The 16,590-nt window shown below is 55.2% G+C and carries 14 protein-coding genes; 10 read left to right on the top strand and 4 right to left on the bottom strand.

Annotation, left to right across the window (positions count from 1 at the left end; genetic code table 11):
- Positions 1 to 801, bottom strand: a complete 801-nt coding sequence (locus ACQG22_RS00330; RefSeq protein WP_149896764.1) for a winged helix-turn-helix domain-containing protein — start codon at positions 799 to 801, stop codon at positions 1 to 3.
- A 374-nt stretch (positions 802 to 1,175) separates the two neighbouring features.
- On the opposite strand from ACQG22_RS00330, the gene ACQG22_RS00325 reads away from it, so the two are divergent.
- The 4 genes from ACQG22_RS00325 to ACQG22_RS00310 are packed head-to-tail and all read left to right on the top strand — an operon-like array spanning position 1,176 to position 6,093.
- Positions 1,176 to 1,760: a fimbrial protein gene (locus tag ACQG22_RS00325; protein ID WP_013094838.1), complete on the top strand. Its 585-nt coding sequence runs from the start codon at positions 1,176 to 1,178 to the stop codon at positions 1,758 to 1,760.
- A gap of 52 nt (positions 1,761 to 1,812) precedes the next feature.
- Positions 1,813 to 2,505, top strand: coding sequence for a fimbrial biogenesis chaperone (locus ACQG22_RS00320; RefSeq protein ID WP_013094837.1), 693 nt, complete (start codon positions 1,813 to 1,815; stop codon positions 2,503 to 2,505).
- A 15-nt stretch (positions 2,506 to 2,520) separates the two neighbouring features.
- Positions 2,521 to 5,016 (top strand): fimbria/pilus outer membrane usher protein, encoded by a 2,496-nt coding sequence (locus tag ACQG22_RS00315; protein ID WP_108453701.1) that lies wholly within the window; start codon positions 2,521 to 2,523, stop codon positions 5,014 to 5,016.
- A gap of 12 nt (positions 5,017 to 5,028) precedes the next feature.
- Positions 5,029 to 6,093 carry a fimbrial protein gene (locus ACQG22_RS00310; RefSeq protein WP_013094835.1) on the top strand — a complete coding sequence of 355 codons (1,065 nt, stop codon included), beginning with the start codon at positions 5,029 to 5,031 and terminating at the stop codon, positions 6,091 to 6,093.
- A gap of 41 nt (positions 6,094 to 6,134) precedes the next feature.
- Here the strand turns inward: ACQG22_RS00310 and ACQG22_RS00305 are convergent, their stop codons facing one another.
- A complete protein-coding gene (locus tag ACQG22_RS00305) occupies positions 6,135 to 6,800 on the bottom strand; it encodes a LuxR C-terminal-related transcriptional regulator (RefSeq protein WP_020686451.1) in 666 nt (221 codons plus the stop codon).
- Between the two features lie 447 nt (positions 6,801 to 7,247).
- On the opposite strand from ACQG22_RS00305, the gene ACQG22_RS00300 reads away from it, so the two are divergent.
- Both ACQG22_RS00300 and ACQG22_RS00295 read left to right on the top strand, forming a co-directional pair.
- Positions 7,248 to 7,859 (top strand): helix-turn-helix transcriptional regulator, encoded by a 612-nt coding sequence (locus tag ACQG22_RS00300; RefSeq protein ID WP_013094832.1) that lies wholly within the window; start codon positions 7,248 to 7,250, stop codon positions 7,857 to 7,859.
- Positions 7,860 to 7,928: 69 nt separating this feature from the next.
- Complete coding sequence (locus ACQG22_RS00295; RefSeq protein WP_335279077.1) at positions 7,929 to 8,609, top strand: EAL domain-containing protein; 681 nt, start codon at positions 7,929 to 7,931, stop codon at positions 8,607 to 8,609.
- 12 nt (positions 8,610 to 8,621) lie between these two features.
- Here ACQG22_RS00295 and nlpA read toward each other — a convergent pair whose 3' ends face one another.
- On the bottom strand, positions 8,622 to 9,422 hold the full coding sequence (gene nlpA, locus ACQG22_RS00290) for a lipoprotein NlpA (RefSeq protein WP_335279076.1): 801 nt from the start codon (positions 9,420 to 9,422) through the stop codon (positions 8,622 to 8,624).
- 205 nt (positions 9,423 to 9,627) lie between these two features.
- Positions 9,628 to 10,047 (bottom strand): GNAT family N-acetyltransferase, encoded by a 420-nt coding sequence (locus tag ACQG22_RS00285; protein WP_020686446.1) that lies wholly within the window; start codon positions 10,045 to 10,047, stop codon positions 9,628 to 9,630.
- A gap of 188 nt (positions 10,048 to 10,235) precedes the next feature.
- Here ACQG22_RS00285 and ACQG22_RS00280 point away from each other — a divergent pair, with 188 nt between their 5' ends.
- The 4 genes from ACQG22_RS00280 (at position 10,236) to ACQG22_RS00265 (ending at position 16,549) form a co-directional block, all read left to right on the top strand.
- On the top strand, positions 10,236 to 10,805 hold the full coding sequence (locus ACQG22_RS00280) for a TetR/AcrR family transcriptional regulator (RefSeq protein ID WP_013094828.1): 570 nt from the start codon (positions 10,236 to 10,238) through the stop codon (positions 10,803 to 10,805).
- A gap of 148 nt (positions 10,806 to 10,953) precedes the next feature.
- Positions 10,954 to 12,075: an efflux RND transporter periplasmic adaptor subunit gene (locus ACQG22_RS00275; RefSeq protein ID WP_058678984.1), complete on the top strand. Its 1,122-nt coding sequence runs from the start codon at positions 10,954 to 10,956 to the stop codon at positions 12,073 to 12,075.
- Complete coding sequence (locus tag ACQG22_RS00270) at positions 12,075 to 15,185, top strand: efflux RND transporter permease subunit (RefSeq protein ID WP_029881863.1); 3,111 nt, start codon at positions 12,075 to 12,077, stop codon at positions 15,183 to 15,185. The genes ACQG22_RS00275 and ACQG22_RS00270 overlap by 1 nt, the downstream gene beginning before the upstream one ends.
- Positions 15,185 to 16,549 carry an efflux transporter outer membrane subunit gene (locus tag ACQG22_RS00265; protein ID WP_369706843.1) on the top strand — a complete coding sequence of 455 codons (1,365 nt, stop codon included), beginning with the start codon at positions 15,185 to 15,187 and terminating at the stop codon, positions 16,547 to 16,549. The genes ACQG22_RS00270 and ACQG22_RS00265 overlap by 1 nt, the downstream gene beginning before the upstream one ends.
- Positions 16,550 to 16,590 lie beyond the last annotated feature (41 nt).

Genomic DNA, 16,590 nt, shown 5'->3' with positions numbered 1-16,590 from the left:
TTAACTCCCTGTCAGGCTTCTGTAAGAGATACAATTTTTATAGCTATCGGCGCCATCCTGCAGATAACAGACGGCCAAAAAATCATTTTCCAGCTGTGACTTTTTAAATTTTGAATAATAGGCATCAGCAGCCTGATGTTCGCAGTCGATATGTTGACGGACGATCGCCTCTTTAGCGCGGTTAAGATAGACCTGCAGCGGCTGATACATGTTCTTATCGATAAGATAAACCGTACAGCGGTCAATTTTGCCCAGCCGATAGATATCGGACTCCTTCGGACGATCGGCGACGCGCATATTTTGATAGAACAGCAGCGCGGCAATACCCATTATTGCCACCAACGCCATCACGAACAGGGTGGTAAAGCCGCTGTCCCGACGACGCAAACCTTCAGGCGGGTCTCGCTGCTGCGTCACAATATCGACGGTTTCCGCCACCATTTTTTCCGGAGCGGCCACGGGCGGCCTGACAGTGTGATGTTCAATATGCGCGGCCAGACTAAAACCTTTTCCACGAATGGTCTTAATCAGTAGCGGGTCACGTCCTAAACTCCGAAAAGCTTTTCTAATTTCACTTATGGCAACATTAAGACTGACCGAGGAGCCGGAAAAACCCCGGTCTTCCCAGACTTTCTTAATCAGGTCGTCCCTGTCGAGGGTTTTACCATTATTAATGATGAGTTCATATAACAAACGTGCCGCCTGATTTGATAACTTAATGGAAGATTCCTCTTCTCCATTTATCATGATCACACCGGAGTCCACTTCATAAAGCATTGCGAGATCAATAAGATACTTCATATGATTGTTACACCACTGTTATAAACGACTGTATTTCCCTCGCAATAATAGGTCTAAAGAGGGTGTGGTCAAGTCATCAAATATTATTTGAGCACGCCGCATAGAAAACTTCATAAATTAACAATTATTAATTCATTAATTAAGACCTTCGAATGAAGGCATTTAGGTTATGATCCTTAAAAGAACGTTATAGCAAGATTATAATCTCATTATTTTAATATTAACGGAATAATGTTTTGTTATGTATCTTTTTGATGCAACATAATATCGTCAAGGCTCGTACTCAGGTCGCGATGCGCGTAAGCCTGTCACAGTGTGTTGCGCAGCCGGGAAACATTCTTTCTTAGATAAAACAAAATATTATGGAGTTTATCATGTTCAAAACGATCATGACCGTATCTGTGCTTGGCGCAGCCATTGCCTCTACTCACGCCATTGCCGCAGATAACTCAGCGGGTGGCGTAATTAACTTTACCGGTGCTATTACCGATACCACCTGTACGATTAATGGCGGGAAAAGCGCGGATATGACCGTCGCCCTCTCCCCCATTTCGGTTAAGGATGCCGGAACAACGGTTGGCCTGATTACAAAAAATAAAAAATCCATTTCGTTAACCTTCTCTGGCTGTACGCCAGCAGCAGGTACGACCGGTACGCCGCTGAAAGTGTATTTCTCCAGCGCCGATAATATTTCTACCGACGGCAAATACCTGCTGAATAACAGCGTTAATGAAAACGACGCCAGCGTGGCGCGTAATGTCGGTTTCGCCTTAGTTGAACCAGGTAAATCTACGCCGGTTACGCTGAACCAGGCTTACACCACCAGCATTATGGGTACCTCAGCGGCGCCAGATTCAGAAACGCTGACGCTGGACGTTTATTACTATAAAACCAACGCCGCTGCTGCAACGGTCGGTGCGTTGAGCTCTAACGTGACCTACACCATTTCCTACCTGTAATTTCAGTTAATCAGGCTTCGTCCCGGCGAAGCCTGTATTTAAGGTTACCAATATGCGTAAGATTATTATGCTGGCATCTCTGCTGCTCAGCGCGGGCAACGCATGGGCCAATATTGTGATTAATGGCACGCGTGTTCTTTATCCTGAGAATAACAAAGAGGTCATTGTTCAGTTAATCAATACGGGTGATGCCCCTGCGCTGGTGCAATCCTGGATTGATGACGGCGATATTAACTCCACCCCGGAAACGGCAAACGTTCCTTTTCTGTTATCGCCACCGGTGGTGAAGGTCAGCGAACATAATGGTCAGCAATTGCGGATAAAAAAGTTGCCTGCGAATTTACCGGGCGATCGCGAATCGGTCTTTTTCCTGAACGTGCTCGACATTCCGCCAAAGCCGGAAAATATACAAAACCAGAATACCGTTCAGCTGGCGATTAAATCACGCATCAAAATGTTTTATCGCCCGGCCTCGTTAACCGGCACGCTGGATAACGCAACGGGGAAACTGACGCTGATTGCCAGCGGTAAACAGTTCCGCATCGTTAATGACAGCCCTTTCCATATTACGGTTGCCAATATTTCCGAGGGCAAAACCAAATTACTGCAGGAATCACCGATGGTCGCGCCATTTGGTCAACTCACCGTCGCAACAAAAAACGCGGTGAAACGCGGCCAAACCTACCAGCTGATGTATGTGGATGATTTGGGTGCGTATAAAACCCGCACGCTCACCAGCCAGTGATCGGAAAGACTCACCATGAAAATGAAACAAAACAGGCTCTGCATGCTGGCTGTCTGCTCGCTTCTGCTTTCGCATAAATCAGGTGCGGTAACGTTTGATACCTCCCTGCTTGCTGGCGCATCCGGTGAGTCCGATCTGTCACGCTTTTACGAAAACAACGCCATGCCAGCCGGTCCCCAGGAGATGGATATTTACGTCAACGGAGACTGGAAGGGGCGCTATACGGTGACCTACGGCGAGCAACAGGATGACGTTCGCCTTGCCTGGAAAGACGCGCTTATGCTGGGGATCAACACCAAAGCGATTCCGGCCCCCGCCATTACTGACGGCCAGGTGCAGCTGCACGATCTGGTTCAGGGCGGCGAGGTAAAAACGGACACCAGCACGCTGAGTCTGGCACTCACCGTGCCACAGGCGGCCGTCTTACGTACCGAAGAGGGCTATGTTGCCCCTCAGTTCTGGGACGAAGGGATCCCGGCGCTGATGCTCTCCTGGAACACCACCTGGTACAACACGCGAACAAAAGGCTCCGCCAAAGAGACCAACGATGATTTTTACGCCGGGCTGGATTCCGGGGCCAACCTGCTCGGCTGGCAGTTTCGCGACAGCAGTACCTGGCGCAAATCCGCCAGCGGTGACAGCAGCTGGCAGAATAACACCCGCTACCTTCGCCGCCCGCTGGCGGCGCTGAAATCCAACCTGACGCTGGGCGACTTTTATATTCCCGGCGATCTGTTTGATTCCCTTCGTGTGCGCGGCGTGTCGCTGGCCTCCGATATGAAAATGCGCCCTAACTCGCAGCAGGGCTTTTCACCGGTGGTACACGGCGTGGCGCGCACTAACGCCCTGGTGAAGGTAATGCAGAACGGTAACGTCATCTATCAGGAGAACGTTCCGCCGGGCCAGTTCACCCTCGACAGCATTCAGCCGACCGGTTCAGCGGGCGACCTGCTGGTGGTCGTGCGCGAAGCGGACGGTTCCCAGCAATCATTCACGGTGCCTTTCTCTGCCGTGCCCGGCATGCTCAAAGAGGGTGTGAGCGAGTACAGCGTGGTGGCGGGAAAGGTTCATCAAAACACCCTTGAGGCGGACCCGGCGTTCCTGCAGGCCACGCTGCGCTATGGCTTTAATAACCTGATGACCGGCTATACGGGCACGATCGTGAGCGATAATTATCAGGCGGGGCTTATCGGCACCGGCTGGAATTTGCCCTTTGGCGCGGTATCCGTGGATGTCACCCACGCCAAAACCACGCTGCAGGACAGAACCGACAGCGGCCAAAGCTTTCGCGTGTCGTACAGTAAATTTATCGATACCACAGCCACCAACTTCACGCTGGCGGCCTACCGCTACTCCACGAAAGGGTATTACAGCTTTAGCGACGCGCTTTACTCCCGGGAAGGGTATCAACGCCTGAAAGCACAGTATGACGAGTATGAAGATCGCTTCGGGGTCGCCCCGGAGATGACGATGAGCACCTGGGATGCACTGCGCGCCGCACAGCCTAAAAACACCTTCACGCTTAACCTGAACCAGCGTCTGCCCGATAACTGGGGCACGGTGTTTGTCTCTGGTACACAGCGCGACTACTGGAATTCCCGCCAAACCTCGCGCGAATATCAGGCCGGCTACTCCAACGCCATCGGCCGGGCAAGCTATACCGTCTCCGCCAGCCGGGTGCGCAACAGCGAGCGTGAAGAAGAGACGCGTTTTTACCTCTCCCTCAGCCTGCCCTTCTCGCTGTTTGATAACAACGCGTGGGTCACCTCCAGCCTGACGGCCAGCGACTCGCATTATGAACAGAGCAATATCAGCATGAGCGGCAACGCGCTGGCGTCGAACCGCCTGAGCTATACGCTCTCCGGCAGCAATGCGCGGGGCGGGAACAACACCGCCAGCGTGAACACCGCATACCGGGCAAACTTCGCGACGCTTGGTGGCTCCTACAGTGAATCTTCCGACTACCGCCAGATGGGGCTGAACGGGCGCGGCAGCCTGGTGGCCGTGCCGTGGCATCTGCTTGCCTCCAACGAAACCGGCTCCACCATGACCATTGTCGATGCGCCGCAGGCGGAAGGGCTGATGGTTAACGGCGACGAAAGTATCGTGACCAACCGTGATGGCGTGGCGCTAGTCCCTTACGCCACGCCGTACCGTAAAAATGCCATCACCCTGTCCGAAACGGCGAACAGCCGCGGGGCAGAAGTGCTGGGCAACATCGCTAACGTCGCCCCTTACGATGGCGCGGTGAACTATATCCGCTTCGATACCGACCAGCGCCAGTCCTGGATGCTGCGCGCCACCCGCCCGGACGGGGCACCGTTGCCGTTTGGTACCGAAGTGCTGAACGAGCGCGGCGAGTCGGTGGGTTATGTCGGCCAGGCCAGCGTGCTCTACATTCGCGCGGAACAACCACCACGTGAGCTTAGCGTTCATTTGCGTGGCGGAAATTGCACTATCGCCGCACCGGCGTGGGGACTGGAAAGCCCGTCCTCTGTTTGCCATTACTAACGGAACATCAACATGATACGGTTACTGACCTTTCTGTTTCTCGCCTGCGTCAGCGGGGCAAGCTATGCCACCTGTTCCGGGGGCAGTATTTCCTATGGCCCGCCGATCAGCGTCGATCTGTCGGATAAGCTGACGCCCGCCACGCCGACCTGGACCGGGAGCTTCAGCACCCAGTACAGCGGCTCGTTTAACTGCTCAACCGGCAACAGCGAGTTTTCTTACACGCCGATCCTCTCGACCGACAGTAAGTACGCCACCATTCTGGGCTTCAGCAATGACAAATACAGGGTGCGGGCGGAGATCACCAGCACGCATCCCAACAAGACGCTGAGCGCGAGCGGTAACCATACGGCTTCAGAACTGAATACGCCGTTTACCGTGCGCTTTACGCTGGTTGATCAGAGTGGTACGACCCTCTCGGGGGACACGGCGACCATGAGCGATGTCTTGTTCGTCAGCGATATGAGCGGCATGTCGTTCTGGGAGATCATTACCTGGCCGATCAATCAGCTGGTGAAAATCGTGCAGTGGCTGTTTAACGGCTTTAAGTGGCCATACGATAACCGGGATATGTTTGGCCAGCCGATGACCATCAAATATGCGCCGAAGCTGACCACCTGCTCTTTCGACAACGCGGGGCTGACGGTTCATTTACCTACGTTGGGTATCCCACAGTTGAGTGCCTCTGCCCAGCCAGGGCTGACGCCCTTTACGCTCAATATGAGCTGTCAGAATCTGGGGACAAACGGGACGTCTGACCGGGCGATTGAGATGTTCCTCTCCAGCACGCAACTGCTGTCGACCGACAGTTCCGTACTGGTTGATACCAGCAGCGGTGCCGCACAGGGCGTGGGGCTGCGGCTGATTCAGCGGAATAACCCGCAACAGCCGGTCATCTTCTCGACCTCTACCACCAGCCGCGGAAATGCCACGCTGCTGTTCAACGTGGCGGCGGGCGGGGCACTGAGCAAGACGTTCACCCTGCCCATGGCGGCGTCCTATTATGTCTGGGCACCGGCGAAGGTCAGTCAGGGCAAACTCAATACGACGGCGACGCTGAATATTATCTACCCCTGATGCGCATCTGCCGGGACGCTGTCGTTCCGGCGAATCGATGCTTAACTCCCGATCCGGCCCGCCATCTGCAGGTATTTGATGAGTTCGCTGTGGTTGGTGAGGTTGAGTTTTTTCATCGCATTGTGCTTTTGGGTGGCGATGGTACTGGCCGAGCGGCTTCGCAGCTGGGCAATTTCGGTCACGGTGTAGCCTTCCACCAGAAGATGCAGCACCTCCCACTCCCGGGCAGAAAGCACCGAACGCGAGCGCGCGCCGGCGCGCATCATTCCCTTCAGATACGATGAGACACGCGGCCTGGCCTCTTCTGCTCTGAGCAGCGCCTGTAATTCTCTTTTCAGCTCGCCGGGCTCGTCCTGCAGGGAAAGGGTCAGCTCGTATTTCATCTCCAGCACCCTTTTTAATAATCCGTACTGTAATTCAGGCACAAAAAGTACACGCTTAACGTGGTGCGTATGACATAACATATTGAGCCGGTTACTGGTCTGTACGCTCCACGATTTATGGTTAAACAGATAACTGAACTCGGCCATAACAATATCGACCTGACCGTCGCTAATGGCATCAAAGAGCTGTTCTGTTGATTCCACTATTGATATTTGCAGAGAATATTCAGGCAGTAATTTACGCAGCGCATCGCTTATCATCTCCTGCAGAATATTGACCCGATAAAACACAATAATCCTGAGAGTGAATTCAGAAAAAATCATATTATTTCATTATTAACACGATAAAAGGAGACTGATAGTAGTGTAATAAGCCCATGCTCACAACTTATTCCCACCAGGATTTTAACGCCCGGGTGGCTAAAATTCCTGGCGAAGCAACACAAGTGGCGAACCAACACCCAAAACGTGCTAAAACCCCGCCTGAAAACCCCATAAAAAGAGTGCTTTATCCATATCAAACCTTAACAAACGCCATTTCTCAGGATAAAAATCTATCTCTAATATTATAAGAAGATTAAAAATATTAGATCTCACCTTAAAATATTTTTTGAATTTTATCTTTCGATAATAAAAGGGATTGGCTTTACGCAATACATTCTCCTGGCATACATTTTATGCCATGTCTCGCGACAAAGGCATGGGTGACCGCACGATTCAAATTACTGTTTCTCTTACACGGACCGGGTGCCCAACTAAAGGAGAATGACCATGAAAGAAACAATACATGTGGCCGTTATTGATAGTTGTGAGTTCACAATGATTGGCCTGCAATATCTTGGCAACCGTGAACCTGACGCGCATCGGGATGTTATTTTCCATGGGTTCAGCAATATTGAAGATTTTCTCCTCAGCGAACGAACCTGGGACATCGTCATTTATGATCCACTGAATATCGGCAGTTTTATGATTACGCCCAATGAAGATATTCTGCGCATTAAAGAAAAACAGCCAGCGGCGAGGATCTATATCTATTCGTTATCCGTCGGTTTTCTGAAATTTAAGCATGTGGATGGGGTCATCAATAAGCGCGTGTCGCTGGGGGATATCAAGGCGATGTGGCAAATCCTGATGAGCCAGACGCCAAAAGCGTTAAACCATTACAACGTGAGCATTACGACGCGGCAGCGCCCTGCAAGGCTCTCCAACGAGGAAGCGAGCGTGCTGCGGGGCTATTCATGTAACCTGAAAACCAAGCAAATTGCCCGTCAGCTCGGCTGCAACGTCAGGCTGGTTTATTTCTACAAAAACAATGCCATGAATAAGCTGAAGGCCGTGCGGGGCCCCTCGTTCTATCAGAGCATTCGCTGGATCCTGAATTAACTTCCCGACCGTGTGTCGTTTGCCTTTGTTCCCGTGTCCGCGGGAACCTTTTTTTCTGCAGGTCTTGTCATGTACACCGTGCTTCCCTCTCCCCTGCTGCATGCCATCACCGGATTGCGGTTTCAGCCTTTAGTCGATTTGCATTCCGGCCAGGCGGTGGCGCATGAGGTTCTGGTGGAGATCCACAACGTAAATCTTGACGCACTCTTCGCCTCACTGCCCACCCGCAGCGCGCTGCAAATTTTTTTCTGGCAGGCCAATACGCTGCTGCAGATGCCGGACAAAGGCCAGTACTGGCTTAATCTCCCGGCAGACCAGCTGCTTGATGCTAAAGCCATCGACCTGTTGCTTGCGCTACGTCACCAGCAGCGCTTAACGATAGAAATTCAGGATCCGTTAACCGTGACCCGCATGAGTGCCGCAGATCAACGCGGCATCCATCACGCCCTGCTTCAGCTTAAGGCGGCGGGCTGGAAAGTCTGGCTGGATGATCTGACTCAGGAACTGGCAGACGACTATGCGCGTCTTGCTCTGCCGGTAGATGGCATCAAGCTGGACCGCTCAGAGCTGAGCTCTCCCGCCCGCTTTGACACACTGGTTCACTTCGTCAGAGAGAAGATTGCCCGGGCTGTTGTCGTCGAAGGCATTGAAACCGCGCAGGACTTACAGCGAGCCTGCGCCTCAGGGGCACGGTTTGGCCAGGGTTTCCTCTGGCCGGAAAGCCGGATAGATGCCAGCGTGACGGTGTAAACTCCGTGGGCATTACCAGCCCGGCACCGCTCCGCCGTTAAAAATGGTCTCCGCCGCCTTCGCTACCTCCGGTGACTGATAGGACTGGATAAATTCCTTTACGTTCTCTGCGTCTTTATTGTCTTCGCGCGTCACCACGATGTTCACGTACGGCGAGTTTTTATCTTCGATAAAGACGCTGTCATGCACCGGGGAAAGCCCGGTTTGCTGGATATAGGTGGTGCTGATGATGGCAACATCCACTTTCGGGTCATCCAGCACGCGCGGCAGTTGCGCCCCTTCCAGCTCCATAATGTTCAGTTTTTTCGGGTTAGCGGTGATATCCAGCGCGGTTGGCAGCAGGCCCACGTCCGGTTTCAGGGTAATCAGCTTCTCTTTTTGCAGCAGGAGCAGCGCGCGACCGAGGTTGGTGGGGTCATTAGGGATGGCAATGGTCGCCCCGTCTTTCAGGTCAGACACGGATTTGATTTTGCGGGCATAACCGGCCATCGGGAAGACGAAGGTATTCGCTACGGCAACCAGTTTGTAGTTATGCGCCTTGTTATCTTCTGCAAGGAACGGACGATGCTGGAAGACGTTAGCATCCAGTTCTCCCTGGTTGGTGGCATCGTTGGGCAGCAGCGAACCGCTAAACCCGACCAGCTCCACATCCAGACCGTATTTCTCTTTTGCCACTTTTTTGGCGACTTCAGCCACATCCTGCTCCGCGCCGTTGATTACGCCGACTTTAATGTGTTTGGCATCGCTGCCACTTTGATCGCATCCTGCCAGCAGCAGACCCGCGAGAACCAGAGCACCCAATCGAAGTTTCACAAGACCTATCCTTTTGATGAACGTTTCAGTGACTATATCGGCAACGAGGCGGTGAAATAAAAACCGAAAAGGAATCAATAAGAAGGATAGGTTATATGCGGTCTATTGCCGGGTGACGCTGCGCTTACCCGGCCTACCTGGCGGAGGATGTGTAGGCCCGGTAAGCGTAGCGCCACCGGGCGATGAATCTCGATGCTTGCCGGGCCTAAAGCGCTTTCGTCAGATAATGACGCTGCATGCCTGGATACGGGTAATCCTGCAAAGACATCTGCAGCTGGTACCCCTGTTTTTCATAAAACGGACGCGCCTGGAAGCTGACCGTGTCGACCAGGGCATGTGTGCAGCCTTTACGTCTGGCTTCTTCTTCCGCCGTTTTGATAAGCTGGCTGCCCACGCCGGTTCCCCGCACGGTATCGCTCACCCAGAGATAATCAATATTCAGCCATTCACCTTTTCGCACGCCGATTAATCCACCCAGCATGACGCCCTTTTCGTCTCGCATGTAAACGCCAATATCACCACTAAAGTTCGTCATATCTAAAAACTGGGCGTTGTAAGCTCTTAATCCCACAAATAACTCTTCTTTTTCTGCGGGTGTGACTTTTTCTGTTATGCTCAGGTGCATATTCTTCTCCTTATTTTCCACGCAATCTGAATATCTCACAGGTTAACCTTCATAAAAACTCCTTATTTCCTCCATTTTTTAAATCCTGAAATATTCATTCAATATGTAAATAAAAAAAGCCTTTCCAATACGCACCCAAAACGTATAATGAGAACGATCATTCTCACTTTTTTACCCGGTAATCGACGATGAGCACAAAACTGGAAGAACGGCAGAAACAACGTCAGGACGAGATCATCACCGCCGCGCGCCGCTGCTTTCGCGCCAGTGGATTTCATGCGGCCAGTATGTCGCAAATCGCCAGCGAGGCGAAACTCAGCGTCGGGCAAATTTACCGTTATTTCAGTAACAAAGACGCGATTATTGAAGAGATGATCCGCCGTATTATCGATTCCCGTATCGAGGGAATGCAGGACAAAACGGTGGTGGAAGGCATGCCGCAGGCGCTCGCCTGGCGTCAGACGATTAACGAAGACGACGATGCGCTGATGCTCGAAATGTCCGCCGAGGCGACGCGTAATCCGCAGGTGGCCGCCATGTTAACCGCAGCCGAGGCCCGCATGTTTAGCAACGCCTGTGCGCACCTGAAAAAGCAGTTTCCTCATTTAAGTGATGAACATATTCGCTGCTGCGTGGAGATTACCGCCGTGATGATCGAAGGCACAATTTACCGTCGGCTTACGCCTTTAAACGTGCCGTCAGAACAATTAGAGCCGATTTATCAGAATATTTTAAATATGCTTTTCACTGCGAAGTAATCGCATGTGAATAATTAACGGGAACAGGTAATTTCCCGGTTTACCATTTCTGGTTCTGCCAGAGATACGGTATCGCTGTGCCTTTAAAACGCCCTCCTCCTTGTTAAGCCATTAACAGGGCGGGCATCGTTCACCCTGGAAAAAGATGATGAAAAAGATAACAACCTCCATCGCCGCATTACTCCTCCTGACAGGGTGTGATAATGCGCAAACATCTGCTCCCCAACGTCCTCTTCCGGAAGTGGGGATTGTCACACTCATGAGCCAGCCGGTGTCCGTCGTCAGTGAACTGACCGGGCGTACCACCGCCGCAATGAGCGCCGAAGTTCGCCCACAGGTGGGCGGCATTATCCAGAAACGGCTGTTCACCGAAGGCGATACCGTGAAAGCCGGACAAGCGCTGTATCAGATCGATCCCTCCAGCTACCGCGCCGCGTTTGATGAAGCCGCCGCGGCGCTGAAACAGGCGCAAGCGCTGGTGCAGGCCGACTGCCAGAAAGCCCGGCGCTATGCGCAGCTGGTGAAAGACGACGGCGTGTCGCGCCAGGATGCGGAAGACGCGAAATCCACCTGCGCGCAGGACAAGGCCAGCGTCGAGTCAAAGAAAGCCGCGCAGGAGAGCGCGCGCATTAACCTCAACTGGACTACCGTCACCGCGCCGATTGCCGGACGCATCGGCATCTCCTCCGTCACGCCCGGCGCGCTGGTGACCGCTCAGCAGGACACCGCGCTGGCCACCATTCGCGGGCTGGACACCATGTATGTCGATTTAACGCGTTCGAGTGCCGATCTGCTGCGATTACGCAAACAAACCCTCGCCTCGAACAGCGATACGCTCAGCGTCACGTTGCAGCTAGAAGACGGCAGCACCTACAGCGAAAAGGGTCGTCTGGCGCTGACCGAAGTGGCGGTGGATGAATCGACCGGCTCGGTCACCCTGCGCGCCGTCTTCCCGAACCCACAGCATCAGCTTTTGCCGGGAATGTTTGTCCGCGCCAGCGTGGACGAGGGCATCATGAATGACGCGATCCTGGCCCCTCAGCAGGGCATTACCCGTGATGCCAAAGGCAAAGCCACTGCGCTGGTGGTGAACGCCAGCAACAAGGTGGAGCTACGTCAGCTGGAAACGGGTGACACCTACGGCGATAAATGGCTGGTGCTGAGCGGTCTGAAGGCGGGTGACAGGCTGATTGTGGAAGGCACTGACAAAGTCACCGCCGGCCAACAGGTGAAGGCCGAAGAGATGAAATCCAACGGAGGAAATGCCTGATGTTTTCCCGTTTCTTCGTGCGTCGCCCGGTCTTTGCCTGGGTGATCGCCATCCTCATCATGCTCGCCGGGATACTGGCGATCCGCACGCTGCCGGTTGCGCAGTACCCGGACGTCGCCCCGCCGTCGATCAAGATCTCCGCCACCTACACCGGTGCCTCCGCGCAGACGCTGGAAAACAGCGTGACGCAGGTGATTGAGCAGCAGCTCACCGGGCTGGATAACCTGCTCTACTTCACCTCCACCAGCAGTTCGGACGGCTCGGTGAGCATTACCGTCACCTTTGAACAGGGGACCGACCCGGACACCGCGCAGGTCCAGGTGCAGAACAAAGTCCAGCAGGCGGAATCACGCCTGCCGACTGAAGTACAGCAGTCCGGGATCACCGTCGAGAAATCGCAGAGCAACTTCCTGCTGATCATGGGGGTGTACGACAAAACCGACACCGCCAGCAGCTCGGATATCGCCGACTGGCTGGTCAGTAATATGCAGGATCCGCTGGCGCGTGTGGATGGCGTCGGGAGTCTGCAGGTGTTTGGTGCGGAATACGCGATGCGTATCTGGCTCGACCCGGCGAAGCTGGCGTCCTACTCGCTGATGCCGTCAGATGTGCAAAGTGCGATTGAAGCGCAGAACGTGCAGGTTTCCGCCGGTAAAATCGGCGCGCTGCCTTCGTCGAACGCCCAGCAGCTGACCGCCACCGTGCGCGCCCAGTCGCGTCTGCAGACGGTGGATCAGTTCAAAAATATCATCGTCAAGAGCCAGTCTAACGGCGCGGTGGTACACATCAGCGATGTTGCACGCGTGGAGATGGGCAGCGAAGATTACACCTCCACCGCGAAGCTGAACGGCCACCCGGCCGCGGGGATGGCGGTGATGCTTTCACCGGGCGCTAACGCGCTCAATACCGCCACGGCGGTGAAAGAGAAAATCGCCGAGTTCAAAAAGTCGATGCCGGAAGGCTACGACGTGGCCTACCCGAAAGACAGCACCGAGTTCATCAAAATCTCCGTTGAGGATGTCATTCAGACCCTGTTCGAAGCCATTATCCTCGTGGTCGTGGTGATGTACCTTTTCCTGCAAAACATCCGCGCCACGCTGATCCCGGCGCTGGCCGTTCCGGTGGTTCTGCTGGGCACCTTTGGCGTACTGGCGCTGTTCGGCTACTCCATCAACACCCTGACCCTGTTTGCGATGGTGCTGGCGATAGGGCTGCTGGTGGATGATGCCATCGTGGTGGTGGAAAACGTCGAACGTATTATGCGCGACGAAGGGCTGCCCGCCCGGGAAGCCACGGAAAAATCGATGGGCGAAATTTCCGGTGCGCTGGTAGCGATTGCGCTGGTGCTCTCTGCGGTGTTCCTGCCGATGGCCTTCTTTGGCGGCTCCACCGGGGTGATTTACCGTCAGTTCTCGGTCACCATTATCTCGGCGATGCTCCTTTCCGTGGTGGTGGCATTAACCCTGACGCCTGCGCTGTGCGGCTCGATTCTGAGCCACACCGCCCCACATAAGAAGGGCTTTTTCGGCGCGTTTAACCGCTTCTACAGCAAGACCGAGCATGGCTATCAGAACAAGGTGCTGCGCGCCCTGCGCCGTTCCGGCGGCATGCTGGTCATCTACGCCCTGCTCTGCGGCGCGATGGGGTTCGCGATGCTGAAACTGCCGGGCAGCTTCCTGCCGACGGAAGACCAGGGCGAAATCATGGTGCAGTACACCCTGCCAGCCGGCGCAACATCGACACGTACCGCCGAAGTCAGCCGCCAGGTGCGCGAATGGTTCCTCACCAAAGAGAAAGCCAACACCAACGTTATCTTCACCATTGAGGGCTTCAGCTTTAGCGGCAGCGGCCAGAACGCCGGGATGGCGTTTGTCTCCCTGAAAAACTGGTCCGAACGTAAGGGGGATGAAAACACCGCTCAGGCCATTGCCCTGCGCGCCACGCAGGAGCTGAGCACCATCCGCGATGCGACCATCTTTGCCATGACGCCACCGGCGGTGGACGGCCTGGGCCAGAGCAATGGCTTTACCTTTGAGCTGATGGCGAGCGGCGGCACCGACCGCGACACGCTGCTCAAGCTGCGTAACCAGTTGATTGGCGAGGCGAATCAGGATGCCTCCCTGCACGCGGTTCGCGCCAACGATCTGCCGCAGATGCCGCAGCTTCAGGTGGATATCGACAACAATAAAGCCGTGTCGCTGGGGCTCTCCCTGAGCGACGTCACCGACACCCTCTCCAGCGCATGGGGCGGCACCTACGTGAACGATTTTATCGATCGCGGCCGCGTGAAGAAGGTCTATATCCAGGGCGACAGCGACTATCGCGCCGTGCCGTCCGATCTCAACAAATGGTATGTACGCGGTAGCGACAGCACCATGACCCCGTTCTCCGCCTTTGCCACCACCCGCTGGGAGTATGGCCCGGAAAGCCTGGTGCGCTACAACGGCTCGGCGGCGTATGAAATTCAGGGCGAGAACGCCAGTGGCGCCAGTTCCGGTACGGCGATGAGCAAAATGGAGCAGCTGGCGAATAATTTGCCGTCCGGCAGCACCTGGGCGTGGAGCGGGTTGTCCTTACAGGAAAAACTGGCGAGTGGCCAGGCCATGAGCCTGTATGCCCTCTCGATCCTGGTGGTGTTCCTGTGTCTGGCGGCGCTGTATGAGAGCTGGTCGGTACCGATTTCCGTCATCCTGGTGATCCCGCTTGGGGTGCTGGGCGCGGCGATTGCCGCCTCCCTGCGCGGCCTGAACAATGATGTCTACTTCCAGGTGGCACTGCTGACCACCATCGGCCTGTCGTCGAAGAACGCCATTCTGATTGTTGAATTTGCCGAGGCGAAAGTCGCCGAAGGCTACTCCCTGACACGTGCGGCGCTGCGTGCTGCCCAGACGCGTCTGCGCCCCATCATCATGACCTCGCTGGCGTTTATTGCAGGCGTGACGCCGCTGGCGATTGCCACCGGTGCAGGGGCCAACAGCCGGGTGGCGATCGGTACCGGCATTATTGGTGGGACGCTGGCCGCCACGCTGCTGGCGATCTTCTTCGTTCCGTTATTCTTTGTACTGGTGAAACGTCTGTTCTCCGGTAAACACAGCAACCGGAGGTCATAATGTTTCGTTTATCTGTTTTCGTGTTAGCGCTGATGAGCGCGGGCTGCGTCTCTTTAGATCCCACGTATCAGCGCCCGGCTGCGCCCGTCCCGGCGACGTTGCCGGGTGCGCACGGCGAAGCCACCGCCGTGGTGAGTCAGTGGCAACAGGTGATGAACGATGCGCGCCTGAAAGGCGTAGTGACGATGGCGCTCAACAGCAACCGCGACCTGCAAAAAGCGATTGCCGATATTGACGCCGCGCGCGCCCAGTACGGCGAAACGCGATCGTCCCTGTTCCCGACGGTGGACGCGGAGCTGAGCCACACCCGCAGCCGCACGCTGGCAAGCGGTGTCGCGACCAGCGATGAGGCCAACGGCACGGTCTCCAGCTTCGAGCTGGATCTGTTTGGCCGCAACCAGAGCCTGTCGCGCGCAGCACGTGAAACCTGGCTTGCCAGTGAATTTACCGCGCAGAACACGCGCCTGACGATGGTCAGCGAACTGACCACCGCCTGGGTGACCCTGGCGGCCGATAACAGCAACCTGGCGCTGGCAAAATCGACGATGGAGAGCGCCGCCAGCTCGCTCAGGATAGTGAAGCGTCAGCAGCAGGTCGGCGTGGCGGCGGCTACGGACGTCAGCGAGGCGATGGCGGTTTACCAGCAGGCGCGAGCCAGCGTGGCGAGCTATCAAACGCAGGTAATGCAGGACAAAAACGCCCTTAATCTGCTGGCGGGTGACACGGTGCCGGACACTCTGCTGCCGGGTACGCTGGAGAGCCTGAGCGATAACGCCATCACACTGATCCCGGCGGGTGTCAGTTCCAGCGCGCTGCTGCGTCGCCCGGATATTAAGGAGGCGGAGCACAACCTGCTGAGCGCCAACGCCAATATCGGTGCCGCGCGCGCCAACTTCTTCCCGACCATTTCACTGACCGCCAGTGCGGGCGTCGGCAGCGATTCGCTTTCGTTCCTCTTCAGCCACGGGATGAAGGTGTGGTCATTCGCACCGTCCATCACCCTGCCGCTGTTCAGCGGCGGTAACAATCTGGCCCAGCTGCGCTACGCGGAAGCGGAGAAGAAGGGATTGATCGCCACCTACGAGAAAACCATCCAGAGCGCGTTTAAAGACGTGGCCGATGCGCTGGCACGCCGTGAAACGCTCAGCGAGCAGCTTGATGCCCAGCGTGAATACGTTGCGGCCGAGCAAAAAACGCTGGATGTGGCGACCCGCAGCTATCAGGCGGGTGCAGGGGATTATCTGACGGTACTGACCGCGCAGCGGTCGCTGTGGTCGGCGCAGGAATCACTGATATCGCTGCAGCAAACCGACCTGGAAAACCGCATCACGCTGTGGCAGTCGCTGGGGGGTGGGATTGAGTAAACCGGATATGCGGCGAGTGGATTCTATGGAGGATTATTGAG

Origin of the sequence: Enterobacter cloacae complex sp. 309I3 (assembly GCF_050031595.1) — a bacterium.
Taxonomy (GTDB): domain Bacteria; phylum Pseudomonadota; class Gammaproteobacteria; order Enterobacterales; family Enterobacteriaceae; genus Enterobacter; species Enterobacter cloacae.
Note: the sequence above shows the minus strand (reverse complement) of the source record. Positions and strands in the feature narration are given on the sequence as shown.